The sequence below is a fragment of the Actinomycetota bacterium genome, from assembly GCA_004297305.1.
Classification (GTDB): Bacteria; Actinomycetota; Actinomycetes; order S36-B12; family FW305-bin1; genus FW305-bin1.
Map to the genome: position 1 here is coordinate 469026 of SCTR01000006.1, position 23965 is coordinate 492990.

The window sequence follows — 23965 nt, forward strand, 5'->3', positions numbered from 1 at the left end:
GGCAGCGACACGCGCCGGCGATCAGCCTGACCGGGGCCGGTGAGTCAGACGGTGGGACGGTGCGGGCGACGGGTCAGACGTCGGGGACGGTGCGAGAGATGTTGCGCACCGAGCGCGCCCAGCGGTCCACCTGGGCAGCACCGACGCGGGCCGGCAACTCGACGGTGATCGCGATGCCGCGGTGACTGCTGTTGAACCAGCCGGTCAACGTGCCGGTGCACTCCCCGGCACAGTCGAACGAGCGGACCGGGAGCCGCGTCAGTCGTGACAACCGGTCGACCACGGCGCGGTTCTTGGCACGGTACGAGTCGATCCCGTTGCCGGCCTGGTGGTAGATCAGCACGAGATCCGGATCGATCTGGTCGAGGAACGCGTACGTCGCCTGAGTCTCCGGCTCCGACATGGCCGCGGGGCCGGGCCAGTAGCGAGCCGCTCGGGCGACCGGCGACCACCGGTCGGAGCCGTTCCGGTTGAGGTCCACCCCGTGGGCGTTGCCGCGGGTGCGGGCCTTGAAGCCGTCCGGATTAGCGGTCGGGATGACCCACACGAACGTGCCCGCCCGGGCGCCGAGCGCCGCGAGCCGCTTGGCGACCGGGACCCCCGCGGTTTCACTGCCGTGCAGCTGGCCGATGACGACGACCACCCGGCTCGCGGCCGGATCGCCGTAGCCGTACGCCATGATCCGCCGGCCCTGCACCGAGGTGCCGACCTGCCGAACCTGGGCCGCACCGGCGAAGGCCGTACCGCGCTTGGTCACGACCAGGCCGGCCGTCGCCGGGGCGGCAGCTGTCGTCACCACAGAGGTAGTCACCACAGAGGTCGCCGCCACAGTGGTGGTCACCCCGGTGGTGGTCGGAGTGCCAGTGGCGGCCACAGCTGTGCTGGTCGTGACCGCGGCCCCCGCGGTTGGCAGGGCCAGGGTCAGCAGACCACCGAGCAGCGCTGTGGCCAGCGCCGCCCGACTCGGCAGGGCTCCACGCGGCGTGGCTCGACTCGACATGGCGCCGGTCAGGCGCCCACGACCTCGAGGGCGATAGTGGCCTGCACGTCCGGGTGCAGTCGGACGCCGACCCGGTGCGAGCCGACGGACTTGATCGGCGTACCGATCTCCACCCGGCGCTTGTCCAACGCCGGGCCACCGGCCTGCGCCACCGCGCCGACGACGTCGGCCACGGTCACCGAGCCGAACAGCCGGCCCTGCGCGCCCGCGCGGACCGGCAGCTTGACCGACAGGCCCTCCAGGGCGGCCTTGATCTCTTCGGCGTGGCCGAGATCGCGGATCTCCCGGACGGCACGCGCCCGCTTGATCTGCGCGATCTGCTTCTCCGCGCCCTTCGTCCAGGTCGTGGCGAAGCCACGCGGCACGAGGTAGTTGCGGCCGTAGCCGTTCTTCACCTCGACCACATCGCCCGGAGCGCCGAGGCCGGCGACCTCCTGCGTGAGGATGAGCTTCATGATCGGCCCCTTCGTCAGCGCGCGGTCGAGGTGTACGGCAGCAGCGCCATCTCACGGGCGTTCTTGACCGCCACGGCGATGTCGCGCTGATGCTGGGTGCAGTTCCCGGTCACCCGGCGCGCCCGGATCTTGCCGCGATCGGAAATGAACTTCCGCAGCAGCCCGGTGTCCTTGTAGTCGACCTGGACCGGGTTCTTGTCCTTGCAGAACGCGCAGACCTTCTTCTTGGGCTTGCGGATCGGGGGCTTGGCCATCGTGGTGCTCCGTGGGTCGGATGCCCGGCGCGATGCCGGGATGGTCGGGTGGATAGGGGATCTAGAACGGGGGCTCGTCGTACGCCGGTGCTCCGCCGGCTGGGGTGGACCAGGGGTCGTCGGCCGCCGCGGACGAGCCGCCACCGGACGCGGCCGGCCCGCTGTCGCCGAAGCCGCCACCGGAACGGGCCACGCGGTTCACCTTGGCGGTGGCATTGCGCAACGCCGGACCGACATCGTCGACCTCGAGTTCCATGACGGTGCGCTTCTCGCCCTCCCGGGTCTCGTACGACCGCTGCTTGAGCCGGCCGGTCACGATGACCCGGGTGCCTTTGGTCAGCGACTCCGCAACGTTCTCGGCGTACTGCCGCCACACGTTGCACCGCATGAAGACGGTGTCGCCGTCCTTCCACTCGTTGGTCTGACGGTCCATCAGACGGGTGGTGGACGCGACGGTGAAGTTGGCGACGGCCGCCCCACTCGGGGTGAACCGCAGCTCCGGATCGGCGGTCAGGTTGCCGACCATCGTCACGACGATGTCGCCCTGGGCCATGGCTGCTCCTTGTCGGACAGGTCCTAGTGGCGGTCCGTGCGCATGACCTTGGTGCGCAGCACGGCCTCGTTGAGGGAGAGCTGGCGGTCGAGCTCGAGCACGGAGGCGGGCTCGGCTGACAGGTCGAACAGGGCGTAGATGCCCTCGGTCTTCTTGTTGATCTCGTAGGCGAGCCGGCGACGGCCCCAGATGTCGACCTTCTCGACGGTCCCACCGTCGGCGCGGACGACGTTGAGGAACGTCTCCAGGCTCGGGGCGACGGTGCGCTCCTCGAGATCGGGGTCGAGGATCACCATGACCTCGTAACGACGCATGTGGACACCCACCTCCTCTGGACTAGGCGGCCACGGACGGTCCGTGGCAGGAGGGCTGCTGCATCGTGCGGCCGTGCAGACCGCGGCACCCCAGGGGCGCGCGGGTCGAGCAAGAGTGCGGGTCGAGCAGAAACAGGTCGGACGATCCCGGCGCCCGACGGACTATGTCCCGGTCGGCGGGCCCGCACAGGCTACCGGGCATCGGCGGCACGCCGAAATCGCCGATCCACACCCCGGTACGGCTCCGCCGCCCGGCGGCGCGGCGACCCCGGTCAGCACCGAACCCGGCAACGCCCCGCACGCCCTTGCCGGGGCCAGCGCACCGACGCCCGGGGCAGCAGCGCGAGCCGTAGGCTCACCGCTCGTGCGCGTCGCCACCTGGAACATCAACTCCGTGGCCGTCCGGGCCGACCGCCTGGTGGGCTGGCTCGAGACGACCGCGCCCGACGTGCTGTGCCTGCAGGAACTGAAGGTGCCGACCGCGGACATGCCCGTCGACCTCCTGGCGGCGCACGGCTACGAGGTCGCCGCGCACGGCAGCGGCCGGTGGAACGGCGTGGCGATCCTGTCCCGCGTCGGCCTGCGCGACGTCGTGGTCGATCTGCCCGGCCAACCGGCGTACGACGACGTGGTCGAGCCACGCGCCATAGCGGCGACCTGCGGCGGGATCCGGCTGTGGAGCGTGTACGTCCCCAACGGCCGGGAGCCAGGGCACGACCACTACGCCTACAAGCTCGCCTGGCTCGCCGCGCTGCGCGACGCCGTGGTCGCCGACCTCGCCGCGGCCGGTGAGGCGCCGTACGCAGTCCTCGGCGACTTCAACGTCGCCCCCACCGACGACGACCTGTGGGATCCGGCCGCGTTCGTGGGCGCCACGCACGTCACCGGCCCGGAACGCGCCGCGGTCGCGGCGCTGGTGGACGCCGGACTCACCGACATTCCCCCGCGGCCGCTGAAGTACGACAAGGCCTTCACGTTCTGGGACTACCGGCAGCTGAACTTCCCCAAGAACATCGGGATGCGGATCGACCTGGTGCTGGGCAATGCCGCGTTCACAAGCGCGGTGACCGACGCCTACGTCGACCGGGAGGCCCGCAAGGGGAAGTCCCCCTCCGACCACGCCCCGGTGGTCGTGGATCTCGCCCTGCCGGCCTGACCGTGTCGTTGACCGTACGCGCGATAACCGCTGCCGCGCACCGGGAATGGATCGCCACCCGGCCCCACGTCTCCTTCCTGCAGACCCCCGCGTGGGGTGAGGTGAAGTCGGGCTGGCAGGCGGAGTCCCTCGGCTGGTTCGCCGGCTCCCGGCTGGTCGGAGCCGGCCTGGCGCTGTACCGGCAGGTGCCGCGACTGCCCCGGTCGCTGGCCTACCTGCCCGGCGGACCCGATCTCGACTGGACCGGCGAACGGCTGCCCGGGACCGACCTGGACCAGTGGCTGCAACCGCTGTTGCGCCATGCCCGCGATCGCGGCGCCTTCACCGTGAAACTCGGTCCGGAGGTCGTGACGCGACGGTGGAGCGCGAGCACCGTCAAGTCCGCAATCGCCACGGGCATGGCGAGCGGCCTCACGCAACTGCCGGCCGACGAGGAGGACGCCGCGGGCCGGGCCGTACTCGACCGGCTCGTCGCCCTCGGCTGGACCCGGGGCGCCGGTTCCGGTGCCGGGTTCGGCGACGTACAGCCCCGCCACGTGTTCTGCGTCCCGCTGGCCGGCCGCACCCTGGACGACGTGTTCGCCGGGTTCAACCAGCAGTGGCGGCGCAACATCCGGCTGGCGACGAAGGCCGGCGTCACGGTGACGACCGGTTCGTACGACGACCTGCCGGCGTTCCACGAGGTGTACGTCGAAACTGCCGAACGGGACGGTTTCACCGCCCGCGGCCTGGCGTACTTCCAGCACATGTGGCGACAACTTCGCGCCGAGGACCCGAACCGCCTCACGCTGTATCTGGCCCACCGCGGTGACGAACTGCTCGCCGCCACCACGATGACCCGCGTCGGCGACCGCGCCTGGTACTCCTACGGCGCATCGACGACCGCCGGCCGAGACGCGCGGCCGTCCAACGCGATCCAGTGGGCGATGCTCCGCGACGCGCACGCCGCCGGCTGCAGCGTGTACGACCTGCGCGGCATCTCCGACACCCTCGATCCCACCGACCACCTGTTCGGTCTGGTGCAGTTCAAACTGGGCACCGGCGGCTACGTCCAGGAGTACGCCGGCGAGTGGGACTATCCGGTACGCCCGCTGTGGCACAAGGCGTTCCGGTCGTACCTGGCCAGGAGGCAGGCGTGACGCTGGCCCTGCACGTCGCTACCGAGCAGTGGCGCGCCCACGCCGCGGCCGTCGTCGCCGGGGTGGCCGCGACCGGGCCGGACGCCGCCGCTGTTGCCGTAGTGAAGGGAAACGGCTACGGCTTCGGCCAACTGCTGCTGGCGTCGCGGGCCCGGCAGCTGGCGCCGGGGCCGATCGCGGTCGGCACCGTGGCGGAGGCCGCCGAACTGCTGGCGGCCGAACCGGACATCGACGTCGTCATTCTGGAACCGGTTGACCACCAGGACATCACCGCGTTGCCGGCCGACCGCACCGTCTGCACCGTGGCGTCGGTGACCGGGCTGCTGGCAGCGGCCGAACGCGGCGGTCGCATTGTCGTGGAAGGGCTCACCTCGACTCACCGCTTCGGCATGGACGAAGCGGAACTGGCCGAAGGACTCGCGCGGCGGCCGGTGGCGGCCGCGCTCGCCGCGGGCCGGCTCACGATCGACGGTCTCGCCCTGCACCTGCCGATAGCTCAGCCGACCGGTCCGCGGCGGCCAACCGCGACGACCCGGCGCGAACTGGACCCCGACAGCTGGCAGGCCGCCACACCGCGGGCCAGGGAAGCCATGGCCTGGGGTTGGTGGTGGACCCAGGTGCTCGACCGCCTCGGGCTGCCCGAACCGGCGCGCCGGCGCGCCAACGTGGTCTGGCTGTCACACCTGGCCGACTCCGAACTGGCTGCGGTCGGCCAGGCACTGCCGGCCGCGGCCCTGCGGGCTCGGCTGGGCACCCGATTGTGGCTGCAGGACAAGGAATCACTGCGGGTGTCGGCCACCGTCGCCGCCGTACACCCGGTGGACAGCGTCGAGACCGTCGGCTATCGGCAGCGCCCGGGGCCGCGCGGCGCCACGCTCGTCGTGGTGAGCGGGGGTACCCGGCACGGCGTCGGCCTGGCCGCCCCGGCGGCGGCGCGATCGTGGCGGCAGCGAGCGACGGCTGCCGGTTCCGGCGCGTTGCAGGCCACCGGCCGAGCCATGTCGCCGTTCCGGTGGCAGGGACGGCGATTGTGGTACGCCGAACCGCCGCACCTGTCGGTATCGCTGCTGTGGGTACCACGCGGCGTGGTGGTGCCGGCCGTCGGCGACGAGCTGGACTGCACCGTCCGGTTCACCACCACCACGTTCGACGCCGTCGTCTGGGAATAGCGCCCGGCCGGGACGCGGCGGCGGCAAGGCCACCGGTGCTGGACCTGACGCCGTGGCCGGGAAGGCCGCCGGGGCTGAACGTCACGCCGCGGCCGAAACGGGCCGCAGTTCCACCGCCCGCTCGATCGGCAGACGACCGCGACCTGCGGCATGAGCACCAGTCGGCGGGTCGTACCCTGAGACACCCCCTACCGCAGCCCAAACCTGAGGAGCCGGCCATGCCCGAGGCATTCATCGTCGACGTCGCCCGTACTGCGTCGGGCAAGGGCAAGCCGGGGGGTGCGTTGTCCTCCGTCCACCCGGTCAACCTGCTCGCAGACGTGCTGTCCGCGCTGGTCGAGCGCAACGGCCTGGACCCGGCGGTGGTGGACGACGTGATCACCGGCTGCGTGTCGCAGGCCGGTGAGCAGGCCTTCAACACCGGTCGGTCGGCCGTCCTCGCCGCCGGTTTCCCGGAGTCGGTGCCCGCGACCACCGTCGACCGGCAGTGCGGATCGAGCCAGCAGGCCGCGCACTTCGCCGCGCAAGGCATCCTCGCGGGCGCCTACGACGTGGCCATCGCCTGCGGCATCGAGTCGATGAGCCGGGTTCCCATGTTCACCCCGGCGATGGGCCGCGACCCGTTCGGGTCGCGGGTGGCCGCCCGTTACCCCGAAGGCCTGATCCAGCAGGGGATCGCGGCCGAGCTCATCACCGCGAAGTGGGGCTTCAGCCGCGACGACCTGGACGCGTTCTCCGCCACCTCGCACCAGCGGGCGGCCGCCACGGCAGCCGCCGGCGGTTTCGACCGGGAGATCGTGCCGGTGACGATCACCGGCGAGGACGGCGCGACCCGGGTGCACACCGTCGACGAGACCGTCCGCGCGTCGACGACCGCCGAGGTCCTGGCGGGCCTGAAGCCGGCGTTCTACGACGAGCAGATGAGCGCGCGGTTCCCGCAGATCGAGTGGTCGATCACCCCGGGCAACTCCTCGCCGCTGACCGACGGCGCCTCGGCCGCTCTGATCATGAGCGGTGAGGCCGTCCAGCGACTCGGCCTGACCCCACGGGCCCGGTTCCACTCGTTCGCCGTGGTGGGCGACGACCCGATCATGATGCTCACCGGACCGATCCCGGCCACCGCCAAGGTGCTCGCCCGTGCCGGGCTGACCATCGACGACATCGACGCGTACGAGATTAACGAGGCGTTCGCCCCGGTCCCGCTGGCCTGGGCCCGGTCGGTCGGTGCCGACCTCGACCGGCTCAACCCCCGCGGCGGCGCGATCGCCCTCGGCCACGCGCTCGGCGCGTCGGGTACCCGGTTGCTGGCCACGCTGGTGAACCACCTGGAGCAGACCGGCGGCCGCTACGGCCTGCAGTCGATGTGTGAGGCCGGTGGCCTGGCGAACGCCACGATCATCGAGCGGGTCTGACCCGGTCCTGACGACACGACCGTCCCGAGCCCAAGGCGGCTCGGGACGGTCGTGGTCGGCTGCGGTGTCGGTGTCGTTCCCCTGGTATTGCTGATCCGAGGACGTTTACGCAGGTCAGACGCGCTTTGGGCTCCTCGAGATCCCCATGGTCCGCACCATGGTTTGCAGGCTCCGATGGCTGCCCGCCAGCCGTCGACGTGCCGAGCGTGGCGAATGCAGCAGGATCCTCTAATCCGATCGGGCGTTTGCAGCCCCCGTATGGGGGAGGGGTTTCAATCGCAGCGGTGTACTTAAACCAAGGCCTTCAAAGTCGGCTGAGATTGAAAGAGATTTGACGGTAGTCCTACATTCGTGGACTTAGAAGCGCTGCGGACAAGCCCGGTCGGCGGTCGGTTCCATCAGTGGGCACGACGACCGACTGCAGGAGTACAACTCAGAGATCCCCGTCGCAGGCGCGGCGTAGACTGGTCGCGTGTCCGTGAGCGAGTCTGAGGCGTACGAGGCGGGCATGTCGCTGTCCGCTGACGCGCGTCGGCGGCTGGCACTTCGGTTGCTCGAGTCAGTGAACCCTGACGAAGCCTTCGACCAAGCAGCGGAGGCATGGCTGCGCACAGAAGCGGCCGCGGCGTACGACGCCCTGAAGGCTGACCCGTCCCGAGCGGTTCCAGCTGAGGATGTTCGGGCTCGCATCGAGGCCAAGTGGGCCGCCCGTTCATGACGGGCCGGATCAACCTCACTCCCGAAGCCGAACGACAGCTCAACGAGATCGACGACTGGATCGCCAAGACTGCGACAGCCGACATCGCCCGACGCTTCGTCTCGGCGATCCTGGATCACATCGACGGAATCCTCCTCTTCCCGCTCGCCGGCAGAAGTCGTGAGGACATACGCCCAGGGATGCGGACGACCACCTACCGGAAGCGGACCCTCGTCGTCTACGGGGTCGACGACTCGTCGGGGGAGGTCGTGGTCAACGTCCTTGCGGTCTTTCATGGTGGCCAAGACTGGGAGGCCGCACTCAAGTCAGGGCAAGGCGTCTCGGACGCGGATGCATGAGCCATCCCCGGCGACGCCCTTCTGAAACGACCCGGGCCGCCTTCGCCTCAGGTGACGTTTCGGTGTGCGACGTCGGGCTGGACCGGCTCGGCCTGGCTGGGCCGTAACACAGCTCGGTCCTGCGCTCCGTCCAGACAGCCACCACCCGGGTCGTCGGCGTGCTCGGGAACACCGTCGGACCGGATCGGATCGTAGGCCGGCCGCAGGATGTCGCGGACCACGAGCGCGGCGAACCAGAGCGTCGCGATGACGTGCAGCCAGATCGCGGCGGCGTACCAGCCGGGCAGTAGCCCCTTGGCATCCTTTTCCAGCCCGACCAGGTACCACCAGATCGCGACCACGTAGCAGACCTCGGCCGCCTGCCAGATCAGGAAGTCCCGCCACCGCGGACGCGCGAGCACCGCCAGTGGCAGCAGCCACAGGACGTACTGCGGCGAATAGACCTTGTTGGTCAGGACGAAGGCCGCCACGATCAGGAACGCCGCCTGCGCCAGCCTCGGCCGCCGCGGCGCGAAGATGATCAACGCCGCGATCCCGGCCGCCGCCAGCAGCAAGCTGATCGCGACGTAGCTGTTCAGCGAGGTCGCCGAGACGCCGTGCCCGGCCGTCGTCAGGGCGAGCCAGACCGAGCCGAAGTCCTCGCCGCGCTCGCGGCTGAACGTATAGAAGTACGACCAGGAGTACGGGTTGGCCAGCGCCAGCGGGAGGTTGACCACCGACCAGGCGACGGCCGCACCGAGCACGAACCGGCCGAACTGCGGCATTCGGGCCGCGCGCCAGCACAGCAGGAGCAGGACGCCCAGCAGCACCACCGGATAGAGCTTGGCCGCCACGGCAAGTCCGAGTGCGACGCCGGCCCAGCCCTCACGCTGCCGGGACCACAGCAGCAGGCTCACCGACGTGAGGGCGAGCGCGAGCAGGTCCCAGTTGATCGTGGCGACGAAAAGCATGCACGGCGCGACCGCCACCATCGCGGCGTCCCACGGCCGCCGAACCACCGTCTTGGCCGTCGCGGCGACGGTGACGAGGAAGCACGCGGCCAGCATCACGACGTTGACCTGGTAGAAGGCGCTCCACGAGCCGACCCTGCCCAGCGCCCGGGTGAGCAGCGCCGCGACGTACATGAACCCGCCGGTCAGGACCGGGTACTCCAGCGGTTGCTGGCCGGCCAGCGGATCCTGCAGGTACGGGATGATCCCGTCGGCCAGCCCGCGCAGCGGGTACAGCACCGGAATGTCGCTGTAGCACAGGTGCTCGTAGCGGTCCGGCGACGCCCAGGAGTTGGCCACGCAGGGCGCCTTGAGCAGGGCACCGGCCAGATACGTCAGGCCGCCCAGCACGAGCAACACCCGGACCGGGGTCCACCAGGTCGCCCCGAACCGGGCCCGGCGGCCGATCGGTCCGCCGAATCCCTCGGTCGCCGCCTGCAGTTGCGGGTCGGCCCGGGTGGGCAGGACCGGGTCGGACCTCACGCGGTCATGGTGCCGCACACCCGGCTACGGTGCGGAGCCGGACGCGCTGGGACGTGGGGCAGTCGGGGATCCCGACGGGCTCGGCGGCGGTGTCGACGCCGGTGTCGAGGTCGGCGTGGCCGTGGGCGACGGCGGCGTGCTGCTGACCGACGGCGTCGGGGTCGGGGTGACCGACACCGACGGGGTGGACGTCGGAGAAGTGCTGACGCTGGGGCTCGGGGCGGTGGCCGACGGGCTGGGCCGGACCAGATCCGGTGGGGTGGTGAACTCCTCGACGTCGCTGCCCTGCAGCGCGGCGGACATGAAGGCGGTCCAGATGCGGGCCGGGAACGACCCGCCGGTCACGCTGGACAGACCGCCGGTGCCCGACAGCGTTTGCGGATTGCCCGCCTTGTCGTCCTTCACCATCATCACCGCGCCCGCCAGTTGCGGGGTGTAGCCCACGAACCAGGCCGACTTGTTGCCGTCCGTGGTGCCGGTCTTGCCGGCCGCCGGACGATCCAGTTGCGCGGCGGCGAAGCCGGTCCCGTCGGTGACGACCTTCGACAGGGCGTACGTCACGGTGTCGGCCACGTCCGCGCTGAAGGCCTGCACCGGACGCGGATCGGCCTGGACCAGCAGCCCGCCGTTGGCCTCCCGGACCTCGCGCAACACCGTCGTTGCCACGGCACGGCCGTGCGCGGCGAACGTGGCGTACGCCGACGCGAGGTCGATGGTGTGCGGCGAGGCGGTTCCCAGCACGAATGTAAGGTTGTCGGCCATACCGGCGGTGTCAGCAGGGATGCCGGCGCGGGTGGCCGCCGCCATCACCTTGCCGACACCGACCTGGTTGGTGAGGTCGACGTACGCGGTGTTGATCGAGTCCTCGGTCGCCCGCAGCAGCGACACCGTGCCGTACGACGTGTTCCCGTAGTTGCGCAGCGTGTATCCGGCGATCGTGCGCGGACTGGCACCGTTCCAGGTCGACGACAGCGGCACCCCGGTCTCGGTCGCCGCGGCCAGGGCGAACGGTTTGAACGTCGACCCGGCCTGCGCGATGGCCTGCGTGGCGTTGTTGAGCGGATCGGTCAGGTAGTCCGGGCCGCCGTACATCGCCACGACCGCACCGGTCCCAGGGGTCACCGCGGCCAGGCCGATCCGGAGCCGGTCGGTGCCGGTGGTCGGACCCTGCGCCTTGATCGCGGCGACCGCCGCGCGCTGGGCCTTGCGGTCGAACGTCGTGACGATGCGCAGCCCGCCACCGTCGATGTCGTCCTCGGTGAAACCCTGCCCCAGCAACTGGTCGCGGACCGCCGCCAGCAGGTAGCCGTCGGTGCCGGAGAAGCGATCGGCCGACTGGCGCTTGGTGAACCGGGGAAACACCGTCGCGTCGCGTTGCGCCTGCGAGATCCAGCCCTTGCTCACCATGCCATCCAGGACGTACGCCCAGCGGCCCTGCAGTTTCGCGAGGTTGTTCTCCGGCGAATAACCGCCCGGGGAACGAATGATCGCCGCCAGCGCCGCGGACTGGGCGAGGTCCAGCGAGGCGGCGGAGGTCCCGAAGTAGGCCTGCGCCGCAGTCTCGATGCCGTAGGCGCCGCGACCGAGATAGATCGTGTTGAGGTAGTCCGAGAGGATGTCGTCCTTCGACGAACTGGTTTCCAGTTTCACTGACAGCAGCAGTTCTCGCGCCTTGCGGGAGAAGGTGCGGTCCTGGGTGAGGAACGCGTTCTTCGCGTACTGCTGGGTGATGGTCGATCCGCCCTGGGTGGATCCGCCGGTCAGGTTGTTCCAGGCAGCACGGACGATACCGGCCGGCGAGAAGCCGCCGTGGTCGTAGAAGTCACGGTCCTCGGCGGCGAGTACGGCGTGCTGGGCGGTCACGCTCACCTGGTCCAGCGGCACGCTGATCCGGTTGGCGTCGCCGAGCCGGCCGAGTTCCGTCGTCCCGTCCGACCAGTACACGATCGTGGTCTGCGCCGTGGCGACCTCGTTCGGCTCCGGGATGGTGGTCAGCGCGACCGCGAGCAGGAAGCCGCCGACGACAGCGACCACGGTGGCACCGGCCAGCGCCAGCAGTTGCCGCCACGAGGGCAGCCAGTGACGGACGCCGGTGCGATTCCGGCGCGGATAGTCGATCCTCACAACAGTCGATCCTCACAGCGACGTCCCCGTGGGCTGGCCAGCCGGTCGAGCGATGCGGCCTGTCAGTCCGGCAGGTCCCGCGGTCGCGCCGGAGGGCGGCGCGGTACTCCGTCTCCCAGGACGTAGGACATCGTGAGGTGGTTCCACCGGCAGGCCTGGCAGACCTCGACGACGTACACCCGGAACTCGCCGAACCGCTGCGCCATCGCGTCCAGCTGCGGTCGCTGGACGACGCGGCCGGCGTACGGCCCGAGCTGGTCGCCGTACACGTAGCTCACGTGGGTCAAGTCACTGCGCCGGCAGACCGGGCAGGACCGCGTCGACGGCTCCCCGTGGTGGCGGGCAGCGCGCAGCAGGTAGGGGTCCGGGTCGCAGAAGTCCGAGCGCAACGCCCCGCCGGAGAACAGTTCCGTCAGTGCGGCACGCCGGGCCAGCGCGTAGTCGATGACGGCGCGCGGTGCCGTCGGGTCGGCAACCGGCTCGGCGGGCTTGAGCTCGGCGTCCGGGTGCCGCGAGGCACGCGTCCCTGACTCCCCGCGAACCCGGGAGCCGCGGGGAGCGCTCGACCGAGGCGCTGCCACCGGACGAGGGTACGCATCCAGCACCGGCCTCGCTCGGCGTGAGAGAGCTCCTGCCCCCCGGCTGACGCCGTTCGTGAGCCGGCTCACAGCCGGCGTCCGGAGCGTCGTTTGCCGTGCGTTCACCGCGTGTCCTATCGTCGCGATGTATCGGTTCGATACATCGCGAGGAGGACCCATGGCGCGGCGCGGGGAGGTCCTCGAGTTCGCGATCCTGGGTCTCCTGCAGGAGTCGCCGCTGCACGGCTACGAGCTGCGCAAGCGGGTCAACGTCGTGCTGGGACCGCTGCGCGCGATCTCGTACGGCTCGCTGTATCCGGCGCTGAAGGCGCTGACCGCGCGCGGTCTCATCGCCGAGGACACCGAAACCGGCGAGGGCGCGCCAGCGCTGTCGGGCAAGCGGGCCCGCATCGTGTACCTGCTGACCGCCGACGGCAAGGAACACCTGAGCGAGCTGCTGGACGACTCCGGGCCGCAAGCCTGGGAGGACGAGCACTTCGACGTCCATCTGGCGTTCTTCTCCCGCACCGCGGCGGACGTCCGGCTGCGGATCCTGCAGGGCCGTCGTACCCGGCTGGAGGAGCGCCTGGTGCCGTTGCGGCAGGCCCTCGGCCGCGGCCGCGAACGGCTGGACACCTACACGTTGCAGCTGCAACAGCACGGCCTGGAGGGGGTCGAGCGCGAGGTGCGCTGGCTCACCGAACTGATCGAGCACGAGCGGCGCGACGCCGAACGCCGCTGACCGACGCGGCAGCGGCTCGAGCCGCTGCCGCCCCACTGATGATCCCGACCCGCCTGTATGCACAACGCACCGCCGACCGGCACGGCCGCGGCAGAGAGTAGGACCACGATGGGTTCCGTACGCGTCGCGATCGTGGGCGTGGGCAACTGCGCCGCGTCCCTGGTCCAGGGAGTCGAGTACTACAAGGACGCCTCCGCCCACGAGCGGGTGCCGGGGCTCATGCACGTGCAGTTCGGCGACTACCACGTGCGCGACGTGCAGTTCGTCGCGGCGTTCGACGTCGACGCCAAGAAGGTCGGCCAGGACCTCGCGCACGCGATCGGGGCGAGCGAGAACAACACGATCCGGATCTGCGACGTGCCGCCGACCGGCGTGACGGTCGCCCGCGGCCACACCCTCGACGGGCTGGGCCTGTACTACCGGGAGACCATCGAGGAGAGCACCGAGCCGCCGGTCGACGTGGTCGCGGCGCTGCGGGAGGCGCAGGCCGACGTCCTGGTCTGCTACCTGCCCGTCGGGTCCGAGGACGCCGCCCGGTTCTACGCGCAGTGCGCCCTGGACGCCGGGGTCGCCTTCGTCAACGCGCTGCCCGTCTTCATCGCCGGTACTCCGGAGTGGGCGCAGAAGTTCACCGACGCCCGGCTGCCGATCGTCGGCGACGACATCAAGTCGCAGGTGGGCGCCACGATCACCCACCGCGTGCTCGCCCGCCTGTTCGAGGAGCGCGGCGTGGTCCTGGAGCGCACGATGCAGCTCAACGTCGGCGGCAACATGGACTTCAAGAACATGCTCGAGCGCGACCGGCTGGAGTCGAAGAAGATCTCCAAGACGCAGGCGGTCACGTCGCAGGTCGACCGCGACCTGGGCAAGCGCAACGTGCACATCGGACCCAGCGACTACGTCGCGTGGCTCGACGACCGCAAGTGGGCCTACGTCCGGCTGGAGGGCCGGGCGTTCGGCGACGTCCCGCTGAACCTCGAATACAAGCTCGAGGTGTGGGACTCGCCGAACTCCGCCGGCGTCATCATCGACGCGGTCCGGGCCGCCAAGATCGGCCTGGACCGTGGCATCGGCGGCCCCCTGCTGTCCGCTTCGTCGTACTTCATGAAGTCCCCGCCCGAGCAGTACAGCGACGAGGCGGCCCGGCAGGCCGTCGAGGCGTTCATCGCCGGAACGGTCGAGCGCTGAGCGAGCGGAGCGAGTGAAGCCTCGACCGTGGCTGAGCGAGCGGAGCGAGTGAAGCCTCGACCGTGACCCATGACCGGAACGGTCGAGCGCTGAGCGAGCGGAGCGAGTGAAGCCTCGACCGTGACCCATGACCGGAACGGTCGAGCGCGCAGCTAGCGGAGGTAGGCCCGAGCGCAGCGCGGGCATGCCGCCCCTGCCCCACCGCTACGGTTCGGCCGTGGCGATCGCGACCCCGCTGCGACAGGTGCTGTCCGGTCGCGACTTCCGGGCGCTGCTGTCGGTCCGGCTGCTCGGGCAGTTCTGCGACGGCGGGGTGCAGGCAGCGCTCGGCACGTTCGTGCTGTTCTCGCCGGAACGGCAGGCCACCGCCGCCCAGGTCGCCGTGGCGTTCGCCGTCCTGCTGTTGCCGTACAGCCTGATCGGTCCGTTCGCCGGGCTCGCGCTGGACCGGTGGCGGCGGCGGCAGGTGCTGTTGCGGGCCAACCTGGTGCGGGCCGCGCTGGTCCTCGTGCTGGCGTTGCAGGTCGGTGCCGCCCACGACGGACTCGACCTGGCCGTGGTCGTCCTGGTGACCCTCGGCGTCGGCCGGTTCGTGCTCGCCGGGCTGTCGGCGTCGTTGCCGCACGTCGTACGACCGGACCTGCTCGTGACCGCCAATGCCCTCTCCCCGACCGCCGGCACGATGGCCGTCGCCGCGGGCGCCCTGCTCGGGGTCGGCGTCCGGGCCGCCGCGGGTGGCGGCGACCGGGGTTCGCTGGTGCTGCTCGTGCTGACCGCCGTGGGGTACGCCGTGACGGGGCTGCTGGCGACCCGGCTCGCCGCCGACCAGCTCGGTCCGGCGCTGCCGCGCGCCGAGAGCGCCGGACGCAGCGGCGTCCGGGACGTGGTCGCCGAACTCGTCGACGGAGTCGGACGGCTACGAGTGCGGCCGGCGGCCGCCCGCGCCATCGGTGTCGTCGTGGCCCACCGGGTCGCCTTCGGCGCGGTGACGGTGGCGGCGCTCCTGCTGGTCCGCGGAGCGTTGGACCCGGGACAGGATGCCGACGCGGCCCTGTCGGACTTCGCCCTGGTCGCGGCGGGCGCCGCCGCCGGTGCGCTGCTGGGCGCCGTCGCGACCCCGCGAGCCAGCCGCCGGATCGGCCCGGTGGCCTGGTCGGCGGCGACGCTGCTGGTGGCCGGCGCGGTCGGGACGCCGTGCCTGGTCGCGGCGATGGTCCTGCCGAGTCTGCCCGCCCTCATCTGCGGCGGGGCCGCGCTGGGTTTCGCCGGTCAGTCGGTGAAGATCTGCGCCGACACCGCGGTGCAGCGCGAGATCGCCGACGACCACCTCGGCCGGGTGTTCGCCTTGTACGACATCGCCGTCAACGTCGGGCTGGTCGGCGGGATCACGCTCGTCGCGGTCGTGGCGCCGCCGGACGGCGTGGCGCCGGGGGTGGCGATCGCGGTGGGAGCACTGCTGCTGGCCACCGCCGCCTGGTACGCCGTGACGTCGCGGCGTCGCGCGACCAGCCGGACGCGGTGAGCCGGACCGTCGGCCGCAGTGCCGCCGCCTCAATACAGCCGCCAGGCCTCAATGCCGGCCGCCCCTGGACCCTCAGGATGCCGCTGTGCCTCAGTGCCGCCGCCGCCTCGATGCAGCCGCGGGCCACCACTGCCGCCGGGCCCTCAGCCCTGCCGCTGTGCCCACCACTGCCGCAGGGCGTCGGCCGCCGCCTCCTCGCCGAGCGGCCCCTGGTCCAGCCGTAGTTCGAGCAGGAACCGGTACGCCTCACCCACCTCGCGGCCGGGCGGGATGCCGAGCACGGCCATGATCGCGTTGCCGTCGAGATCCGGCCGGATCGCGGCGAGTTCCTCGGCCTCCCCGAGCGTCTCGATCCGCGCTTCGAGTTCGTCGTACGCCCGCTGCAGCGCCAACGCCTTCCGGCGGTTGCGAGTGGTGCAGTCCGCCCGGGTGAGCTGGTGGAGCCGGCCGAGCAGCGGACCGGCGTCGCGGACGTAGCGGCGTACGGCCGAATCCGTCCACGCTCCGGTGCCGTAGCCGTGGAAGCGCAGGTGCAGCTCGACCAGCGTCGACACCGCCTCGACGATGTCGTTGGGGTACCGCAGCGCCTGCAGCCGCTTGGTGGTCATGCGCGCCCCCACCACCTCGTGGTGGTGGAACGACACCCGGCCGTCGCCGGAGAACCGCCGGGTGCGTGGCTTGCCGATGTCGTGCAACAGGGCGGCCAGCCGCAGCACGAGGTCCGGCCCGGCGGTCTCCAGGTCCATGGCCTGTTCCAGGACGATGAGCGTGTGCTCGTAGACGTCCTTGTGGCGGTGGTGCTCGTCGATCTCCAGCCGCAGCCCGGCCAGCTCGGGGAGCACCTGCGCGGACAACCCGGTGTCGACCAGCAGGCCGAGGCCACGGCGCGGCTCGGCCGACAGCAGCAGCCGGGAGAACTCGTCCCGCACGCGCTCCGCCGACACGATGGCCAGCCGGTCCGCCATCGCCGTGATCGCGGTGACGGCTGCCGGGTCCAGGTCGAAGCCCAACTGGGCGGTGAACCGGGCCGCGCGCAGCATCCGCAACGGGTCGTCGCCGAAGGAGTCCTCCGGCGCGCCCGGTGTCCGCAGCACCCCCGCTGCCAGGTCGGCCAGCCCGCCGTGCAGGTCGACGAAGGCGAGATCGGGCAGCGTGACGGCCAGCGCGTTGACGGTGAAGTCGCGACGGGCCAGGTCCCCGGCGAGGGTGTCGCCGTACGCGACGGACGGTTTGCGCGAGTCCGGGTCGTACCGCTCGGTGCGGTACGTCGTGATCTCCAGCCGCCGGTCGCCTCGTCGTACGCCGACCGTCCCGAACCGGATCCCGGCTTCCCAGGTGGTGTCGGCCCAGTCGGCCAGCAATTCCAGCACCCGCTCCGGCGGAGCGTCGGTCGCGAGGTCCAGATCCGCCGAGGCGAGGTCGGCTCGGCCCAGCAGGGCGTCGCGGACCGATCCGCCGACCAGCGCCAGCTCGTGACCGGCGGCCGCGAACCGCTTCCCGAGGTCCGTCAGCAACGGCAGGACCGGGACCAGACCCGCCGCCGCCCGGCGCTGGGCAGCGGCAGCCGCCGAGGATGCGGACGGGGTGAGGGGGGGCTGAGCAGGCACGACAGGTCAGCGTATCGGCGCCCGAGGTTGGGGCCGGGCCGCGGTTATCCTCGCGGCATGCCCGATTCGTCCCGGTCCGCGCGCCGGCCGGCGCGGGGCAGGCGACTGATCCGGGTCGAGGAGACGTCGGCCGGCGGCCTCGTCGTCGACCGCAGCGGCGGGACGCCACGGGCGGCGCTCATCGCCCGGCACGACCGGCGCGGCCGGCTGGTCTGGTCGCTGCCGAAGGGCCACCTCGAGGCCGGCGAGACCGCCGAGGACGCCGCGGTCCGGGAGGTCGAGGAGGAGACCGGGATCCGCGGCCGGGTGTTGGCCCCGCTGGGAACCATCGACTTCTGGTTCGTCGTCGAAGACCGACGGGTGCACAAGACCGTGCACCACTACCTGCTCGAGGCCGCCGGCGGCGAGCTGTCCGATGCCGACGTCGAGGTGGTCGAAGTGGCGTGGGTCCCGCTCGACGAGCTGGCCGGCCGACTGGGGTACGACGACGAGCGCGAACTGGTGTCCCGCGCGCCCGGGCTGCTGGCCGACGCCGGATGAACCGGCCGGGCCCCACCGCGGTCGGGGTGGCCGACGGCGCGCTCCGGCTCCGGAGCGTTCCGGGAGCCCGGCGCCGGGCCGGCCGCGCCGTGGTATTCGTCGTCCTGCTGCTGGCCGCCCTCGCCGGTACGGCGATCGCCGATCCCCGGCTGCTGCCGGCGGCGGACGCCGCGCCGGTCCCTCTCGCCGCGGCGCCGGCCGCAGACACCCGGGCGGCCGATACGCCGGCGGACGACCCGGTCCAGGTCGTCGTCGACCAGCTCGACCCGATCGTGCCCGGGCCCGACCGGCCGCTGACGGTCGCGGGCCGGCTGGTGAACACGACCGACAGCCGGGTCACCGAGCTGGCCGTCGTCCTGCGGGTGTCCACCGACCCGCTGCAGGGCCGCAGCGACATCGCCGATGTGGTGGGCGGCAACGACTCCCACGACGGCCAGATCATCGGCAGGGCGACCGCGACGGCGGCCAAGACCTTGGCCCGCGGCGCCCAGACGGACTTCCGGGTCACCGTGCCGCTGGACGACCTCGACCTGCCCCGGGCCGGGGTCTACACGGTCACCGTCAGCGTCGTGGGCCGGCGCGACGGCGCCACCGACGTGCAGGGCACGACCCGGACGTTCCTGCCCTGGTTCCCGCAGCCGTCGCAGGTCAAGCCGACCCGGCTGGTGTGGCTGTGGCCGCTGGCGACCGCGCCGGATCGCGACGCCGAGGGGGTGCTGCGATCCGATCGCACCGCGACCGACCTGGACGCCGGCGGTCGGCTGCGCACCCTGCTCGACCTCGGCCGGAGCCATCCGCGAGCGGTCAGCTGGGCGGTGGATCCCGAACTGACCGAGACCGCCGCAGCGATGTCGGCCGGCTACCGCGTCGAGCAACCCGACGGACCCGAGCCCGGGGACGCGGCGGCGGCCGCCGGCAGCTGGCTGACGGACCTGCAGTCGGCGGTAGCCCCGCCGACGACGGCGCTGGTCGCGCTGCCGTACGCCGACCCCGACGCGACGGCGCTGCGCGGCGGCGGCCTGGAGCGCGACGTGGTCCGCGCGGTCACCCTCGCCCCGACACTGGCGGCCAGCACCTTGCAGCGCCCGGTGAGCGGCGGCGTGTTCTGGGCGCCCGGTGGTGACGTCGACGCCGCGACGCTGGACACCCTCGCCGCCGCGGGGGTCACCACGGTCGTGCTGTCGGACAAGGCGATGCCGCCGGCGGCGTCGGCGGCGTACACGCCGTCCGGATCGGCCAGCCTGGCCACCCAGTCCGGCACGGTCCGCGCCGTCCTGGCGGACTCCGGGCTGAGCGCCGCGCTGGCCATGCCGACCAGGACCCGCGGCCAGGAACTGCTGGCGCGGCAACGATTCCTCGCCGAGACCGCGATGATCACCGCCGAACTGCCCGGCACCCAGCGCACCGTCGTGGTGGCGCCGCCGCTGCGCTGGGCACCGAACGCGACGGTGGTCGGCGAGCTGCTGGACGCCGTCCAGGCAGCGCCCTGGGTGACCCCGGCAACGCTGAGCGACCTCACCGCCGCGGCGCCCAGCGACGTGCGGCGCAAGCGTGCCGATCCGCCGCCGCGCTCGGCCGCGCTGGGAGCGACGTACGTCAACACCATCGCCGCCCAGGAGGCACGGCTGGGGGCCTTCGGCGAGGTGGTGACCGATCCGGTCGGCCTCACCGATCCGTACGCCGCCGCGCTGCTGCGGACCGGGTCGGCGGCCTGGCGGGAGGAACCGCGCAACGGCCAGGCCCTGCTGCGCACGGTGTCCGACCAGCTGGCCGAACAGGTGGGCCGGGTCCGGGTGATCTCCAAGGGCCCGTACACGTTGTCCAGCGAGACCGGCGTCGTCCCGGTCACCATCGCCAACGACCTGGACCAGCCGGTCACCGTCGGGGTGACGATGACCGGTCAACCCGCGGCGCGGCTGTCGATCTCACCGGTGGAGCCGGTGACGATCGCGCCGGGCCGCGCCAGCACGCTCGAGGTCACCACGCACGTCGTGGGCAGCGGACCGGTCCCGGTCTCGGTCCGGCTGACCACCGCCGCCGGGGTCGCCTACTCCGAACCGGTCGAGATCGAGGTGCGGTCCACCGCGTACGCGCAGGCCGCGCGGTGGGTCGTGGGAGCCGCGGTGGCCGCGCTCGCGGTCCTCGTCGCGGTCAATCTGGTCCGCCGGGTCCGGGCCGGCCGCCGGACCGCAGCGGCGCCGCCCGCATGACGAACCTGTTGCGCTCCAGCGCCGTCATGGCGGCGGGCACCGTCGCGTCGCGGCTCACCGGCGTCGGGCGCAGCATCGTCATCGTCGCCGCCCTCGGCTTCTTCCCGGTCGCCGACGCGTTCGCGCTGGGCAACACGCTGCCGAACATCATCTACATCCTCGTGATCGGCGGGGCCCTCAACGCCGTCTTCGTGCCACAGCTGGTGCGCCACATGGCATCCGACGCCGACGACGGTGCCGGCTACGCCGACCGGCTGCTGACCGTCGTCGGGGTGGCGCTGTTAGCGCTGTCGGCCGCCGCGGTGCTGTTCGCGCCGTGGATAGTGGACCTCTACACCCCCAACGACTACGACGCGTCACAACTGGACCTGGCAACGGCGTTCGCCCGGTACTGCCTGCCGCAGATCTTCTTCTACGGCCTGTTCACGATGCTGTCGCAGGTCCTCAACGCCCGTGAACGATTCGCGATGCCGATGTTCGCTCCGATCGTGAACAACGCCGTCGCCATCGCCACGTTCGGGATCTTCCTGGTCGTGGTGGGGCCGGTCAGCAGCACCGACCAGGACCTGACCAGCGGCCAGGCAGCGCTGCTGGGCATCGGGACGACCCTGGGCGTCGCGGCCCAGGCCGCCGTCCTGGTCCCGGTGCTGTGGCGCGCGGGCTACCACTACCGTCCCCGATTCGACTGGCGCGGTGTGGGTTTGGGCAAGGCGGGCCGGCTCGCGGCCTGGACGGTCGGGCTGGTGCTGGTGAACCAGGCGGCGTACGTCGTGGTGACCCGGCTGGCTACCCAGGCAAACGTCGACGCCGCTGCGGCAGCGAACACCCCCGGCGGGCTGGCGACGTACCAGACCGCGCACCTGATCTTCATCCTGCCGCACAGCGTGATCACGGTGTCGGTGGTGACCGCGCTGCTGCCGGCGTTGTCGCGCAAGGCGCATGAGCGGCTGTACGCCGCGGTCTCGGTCGACCTCGGCTACGCGATGCGCCTGGTCGCCGCGTTCATCGTGCCGCTGGCCGCGGTCCTGGTCGTGACCGGACCGTGGGTGGCAGAACTGCTGTTCGGGTACGGCGCCGCGTCCGGGCCGCAGGCTGAGTTGCTCGGCACCGTGGTGTCGGTGTTCATGCTCGGGCTGATCCCGTTCACGTTGTTCTACGTCCTGCTGCGGGGTTTCTACGCCCTGGAGGACACCCGCACGCCGTTCTGGCTGACCGTGGTGCTCAACGCGGTCAACCTGGCGTTGGCCGTGCCGCTGTTCGCCGCGGTCGCCACCGGCCCGGCCAAGATCGAGTCGCTGGCGCTGGCCTACGTGCTGGCCTACTGGGTCGCACTCGTCGTCACGTGGGCGGTTCTCGCGCGCCGGCTCGGCGGCCTGCACACCGCCGCCACGGTCGCCGCCGTGGCACGGATGGCACTGGCTGCCGGCGTCGCCCTGGCGGTGATGGCCGGCACGCAGTGGGGGCTGCGGCACGCCGCTTGGTCGGGCAAGGTCGCGCTGCTCGTCGACCTCGTCGTGGTGGCAGCGGTCGGGGCCGCCAGCTACCTGGTAGCCGCGCGGGTGCTACGGATCACCGAGGTGGGTGCGGTGCTGCACATCGTCACCCGCCGGTTGCCCGGCCGCGCCCGCGGCTGACCAGTCGGGGTCCGCGGCTCAACCGGAGTACCGGACCCGCCGATGTGATCGGCATGGCCCCGCCGCAGCACGCGCGAGTGCCGCGGTCGGGGCACGACCGCGGCGAGATCGTGCTGGGCTGGCTGACGCGGGTGGTCGTCGTCCTCGGGCTGCTCGGCGTACTGGCCATCGACCTCGGCTCGATCGGCTGGAACCGGATGGCCGTCGCCGATGCCGCCTCGCAGGTCGCGCGGGCCGGTGCGCAGGCCATCGCCGGAAGCGCCCGGGTCGTGCCGACGGCGGTCTGGCGCCGCGCCTGGGACGCGGCCAGCGCGGAGGCGGTCCGGGTCGGGGTGGTCCTGGCGCCGGATCAGCTGACCGTCTCCGCCGACGCGAGCGTCACCGCGCACGTGACCGACACCGCCCCCACGATCGTGCTGGGCCGGCTGCCCTGGCTTCGCGATCTGCCGCAGGCCGAGGCGACCGCCACCGCACGGGACTCCGCGTGACCGATCCGTTCGGCCGCGCCCAGGAACCCCGACACAGTGCAGCGTCCCCTGGACGACGGCCCGGGGCGGCGATGCGGCGTACTGCTGCCCGCGCCACCCTCGGCCTGGCGCTGGCCGCTGCCGTCCTGGGGACGATTCCGCTCGCCCGGCCCGCTGCCGCGGATCCGGCCGGACCGACCGGCTCGGCCGACCTCGCCGCGGCGCGCGCGCAGGCCCGGGCGCTGCAGGCGGCCGTCGACCAGTTGCGGGACCGCCAGGAACTCGCGGTCGAGGAGTACGTCGAGGCCACCACGGCCCTGTCCGCCGCGGCGGACACGGAATTCGCTGGCGCACAACAGGTCGACGCGCTGACAGCCACGGTGGCCGCCGCCCGGTCCCGCACCGCCCGGACCGCACGCCAGCTGTACATGGCCGGTGGCGCACCGGCGTTGTACGCCACCGTCCTCGGCGGCGACTCGTTGGCCGACGTGGCATCCCGCGCCGCCGCGGTCCGCAGCGTGGTCGCCGGGACCGGCGGCGACATCGGTGCCGCGCAGGACGCCCTCGCCGCCGCGCAGCAGCTGCAGCAGCAGCGGTCGATGTCCACCGAGCAGCAGGCGGCGTACGCCGAACAGGCCCACGACGCCGCCGACCGCGCCGCGGTCCTGGCCGGCCAGGTCGACGCGCTGCTCCGCTCGGCCACCGCGGACATGCTGCGGCTGATGGCGGCCGAACAGGCGGAGGCGCAGGCTGCCGCCAGCCTGCCGACCGCGGGGCCAGTGGCGGCGCCGGCCGACGAGGTCGCCGCGATGGACCGGTCGATCGCCGAGGCGGCGGCCGCACCGGCGACGCCGTACGCCGCCGCAGCGCTGACCGAGGCGAAGCGGTGGCTCGGGACGCCGTACTCCGCCGGCGGCGGCGGAGTGAACGGCCCGTCGACCGGCTGGTGCTCGAGCTCGGCACCCGACGACGGCCGGACCGACAGCGGCGCCTGCGCCGCGGACACCACCGTGGGATTCGACTGCTCCAGCTTCATGCTGCGGGTCTTCAGCGTCGCCGGCTACTCCCTGCCACGGGTGTCGCGTCAGCAGTACTGGGCCGGCCAACGGATCCCGTTGGCGCAGATCGCCCCCGGCGATCTGCTGTTCTGGGCGTACGACCGGTCGAACCCGGCGACGATCCACCACGTCGCGCTCTACCTCGGGCACGGCCTGATGGTGCATTCGCCGCACACCGGGGACCGGGTGCGGGTCGCGGCGGTGTACACGTCCGGACTCATCGGCGCGATGCGGCCCGGCCGGGCCGCCTGACGGCCCACCCGTCGAGCCTGCGTCGCGTGGCTCTGCCACCCGGTTCGGCCGGCCGGCAGCGGC

At 72.2% G+C, this 23965-nt stretch carries 23 protein-coding genes; 14 read left to right on the forward strand and 9 right to left on the reverse strand.

Annotated features, from left to right (window positions below; all coding sequences use genetic code 11):
- Positions 1 to 73 precede the first annotated feature (73 nt).
- From EPO13_05050 to EPO13_05070, 5 genes are all read right to left on the reverse strand, one after another.
- Positions 74 to 1000: a DUF2817 domain-containing protein gene (locus EPO13_05050; GenBank protein TAK70310.1), complete on the reverse strand. Its 927-nt coding sequence runs from the start codon at positions 998 to 1000 to the stop codon at positions 74 to 76.
- An 8-nt stretch (positions 1001 to 1008) separates the two neighbouring features.
- Complete coding sequence (locus EPO13_05055; protein TAK70311.1) at positions 1009 to 1455, reverse strand: 50S ribosomal protein L9; 447 nt, start codon at positions 1453 to 1455, stop codon at positions 1009 to 1011.
- 14 nt (positions 1456 to 1469) lie between these two features.
- Entirely contained in the window at positions 1470 to 1709 is a 240-nt protein-coding gene (rpsR, locus tag EPO13_05060; GenBank protein TAK70312.1) for a 30S ribosomal protein S18, read from the reverse strand.
- Positions 1710 to 1770: 61 nt separating this feature from the next.
- Entirely contained in the window at positions 1771 to 2262 is a 492-nt protein-coding gene (locus EPO13_05065; GenBank protein TAK70313.1) for a single-stranded DNA-binding protein, read from the reverse strand.
- A 23-nt stretch (positions 2263 to 2285) separates the two neighbouring features.
- Entirely contained in the window at positions 2286 to 2576 is a 291-nt protein-coding gene (locus EPO13_05070) for a 30S ribosomal protein S6 (protein TAK70482.1), read from the reverse strand.
- Positions 2577 to 2940: 364 nt separating this feature from the next.
- Here EPO13_05070 and EPO13_05075 point away from each other — a divergent pair, with 364 nt between their 5' ends.
- The 6 genes from EPO13_05075 (at position 2941) to EPO13_05100 (ending at position 8508) form a co-directional block, all read left to right on the forward strand.
- Positions 2941 to 3732: an exodeoxyribonuclease III gene (locus EPO13_05075; protein TAK70314.1), complete on the forward strand. Its 792-nt coding sequence runs from the start codon at positions 2941 to 2943 to the stop codon at positions 3730 to 3732.
- A 2-nt stretch (positions 3733 to 3734) separates the two neighbouring features.
- Positions 3735 to 4871: a peptidoglycan bridge formation glycyltransferase FemA/FemB family protein gene (locus EPO13_05080; protein ID TAK70315.1), complete on the forward strand. Its 1137-nt coding sequence runs from the start codon at positions 3735 to 3737 to the stop codon at positions 4869 to 4871.
- Positions 4802 to 6040: an alanine racemase gene (locus EPO13_05085; GenBank protein ID TAK70316.1), complete on the forward strand. Its 1239-nt coding sequence runs from the start codon at positions 4802 to 4804 to the stop codon at positions 6038 to 6040. The genes EPO13_05080 and EPO13_05085 overlap by 70 nt, the downstream gene beginning before the upstream one ends.
- 218 nt (positions 6041 to 6258) lie before the next feature.
- The gene (locus EPO13_05090; GenBank protein ID TAK70317.1) at positions 6259 to 7452 is read left to right on the forward strand and encodes an acetyl-CoA C-acyltransferase; all 1194 of its coding nucleotides are present in this window, start codon (positions 6259 to 6261) and stop codon (positions 7450 to 7452) included.
- 478 nt (positions 7453 to 7930) lie between these two features.
- Positions 7931 to 8170 (forward strand): hypothetical protein, encoded by a 240-nt coding sequence (locus EPO13_05095; GenBank protein TAK70318.1) that lies wholly within the window; start codon positions 7931 to 7933, stop codon positions 8168 to 8170.
- Entirely contained in the window at positions 8152 to 8508 is a 357-nt protein-coding gene (locus EPO13_05100; protein TAK70319.1) for a type II toxin-antitoxin system RelE/ParE family toxin, read from the forward strand. The genes EPO13_05095 and EPO13_05100 overlap by 19 nt, the downstream gene beginning before the upstream one ends.
- Positions 8509 to 8555: 47 nt before the next feature.
- Here the strand turns inward: EPO13_05100 and EPO13_05105 are convergent, their stop codons facing one another.
- The 3 genes from EPO13_05105 to EPO13_05115 all read right to left on the reverse strand — a co-directional run bounded on the left by EPO13_05105 (position 8556) and on the right by EPO13_05115 (position 12550).
- On the reverse strand, positions 8556 to 9980 hold the full coding sequence (locus EPO13_05105; GenBank protein ID TAK70320.1) for a DUF2029 domain-containing protein: 1425 nt from the start codon (positions 9978 to 9980) through the stop codon (positions 8556 to 8558).
- 24 nt (positions 9981 to 10004) lie between these two features.
- The gene (locus EPO13_05110) at positions 10005 to 12104 is read right to left on the reverse strand and encodes a penicillin-binding protein (GenBank protein ID TAK70321.1); all 2100 of its coding nucleotides are present in this window, start codon (positions 12102 to 12104) and stop codon (positions 10005 to 10007) included.
- Between the two features lie 62 nt (positions 12105 to 12166).
- Positions 12167 to 12550: a hypothetical protein gene (locus EPO13_05115; GenBank protein TAK70483.1), complete on the reverse strand. Its 384-nt coding sequence runs from the start codon at positions 12548 to 12550 to the stop codon at positions 12167 to 12169.
- 310 nt (positions 12551 to 12860) lie between these two features.
- On the opposite strand from EPO13_05115, the gene EPO13_05120 reads away from it, so the two are divergent.
- The 3 genes from EPO13_05120 to EPO13_05130 all read left to right on the forward strand — a co-directional run bounded on the left by EPO13_05120 (position 12861) and on the right by EPO13_05130 (position 16134).
- Positions 12861 to 13424: a PadR family transcriptional regulator gene (locus EPO13_05120; GenBank protein TAK70322.1), complete on the forward strand. Its 564-nt coding sequence runs from the start codon at positions 12861 to 12863 to the stop codon at positions 13422 to 13424.
- Between the two features lie 108 nt (positions 13425 to 13532).
- The gene (locus tag EPO13_05125; GenBank protein TAK70323.1) at positions 13533 to 14612 is read left to right on the forward strand and encodes an inositol-3-phosphate synthase; all 1080 of its coding nucleotides are present in this window, start codon (positions 13533 to 13535) and stop codon (positions 14610 to 14612) included.
- Positions 14613 to 14739: 127 nt separating this feature from the next.
- Positions 14740 to 16134, forward strand: coding sequence for an MFS transporter (locus EPO13_05130; GenBank protein ID TAK70324.1), 1395 nt, complete (start codon positions 14740 to 14742; stop codon positions 16132 to 16134).
- A 143-nt stretch (positions 16135 to 16277) separates the two neighbouring features.
- Here the strand turns inward: EPO13_05130 and EPO13_05135 are convergent, their stop codons facing one another.
- Positions 16278 to 17741, reverse strand: a complete 1464-nt coding sequence (locus tag EPO13_05135) for a CCA tRNA nucleotidyltransferase (GenBank protein TAK70325.1) — start codon at positions 17739 to 17741, stop codon at positions 16278 to 16280.
- 57 nt (positions 17742 to 17798) lie between these two features.
- Here EPO13_05135 and EPO13_05140 point away from each other — a divergent pair, with 57 nt between their 5' ends.
- The 5 genes from EPO13_05140 to EPO13_05160 all read left to right on the forward strand — a co-directional run bounded on the left by EPO13_05140 (position 17799) and on the right by EPO13_05160 (position 23902).
- Entirely contained in the window at positions 17799 to 18281 is a 483-nt protein-coding gene (locus EPO13_05140; GenBank protein TAK70326.1) for an NUDIX hydrolase, read from the forward strand.
- Positions 18282 to 18370: 89 nt separating this feature from the next.
- Positions 18371 to 20491: a hypothetical protein gene (locus EPO13_05145; GenBank protein ID TAK70327.1), complete on the forward strand. Its 2121-nt coding sequence runs from the start codon at positions 18371 to 18373 to the stop codon at positions 20489 to 20491.
- Positions 20488 to 22125 (forward strand): murein biosynthesis integral membrane protein MurJ, encoded by a 1638-nt coding sequence (gene murJ, locus EPO13_05150; protein TAK70328.1) that lies wholly within the window; start codon positions 20488 to 20490, stop codon positions 22123 to 22125. The genes EPO13_05145 and murJ overlap by 4 nt, the downstream gene beginning before the upstream one ends.
- Positions 22126 to 22178: 53 nt before the next feature.
- Positions 22179 to 22613 (forward strand): hypothetical protein, encoded by a 435-nt coding sequence (locus EPO13_05155; protein ID TAK70329.1) that lies wholly within the window; start codon positions 22179 to 22181, stop codon positions 22611 to 22613.
- A complete protein-coding gene (locus EPO13_05160) occupies positions 22610 to 23902 on the forward strand; it encodes a hypothetical protein (GenBank protein TAK70330.1) in 1293 nt (430 codons plus the stop codon). The genes EPO13_05155 and EPO13_05160 overlap by 4 nt, the downstream gene beginning before the upstream one ends.
- The last annotated feature ends 63 nt before the right edge of the window (positions 23903 to 23965 follow it).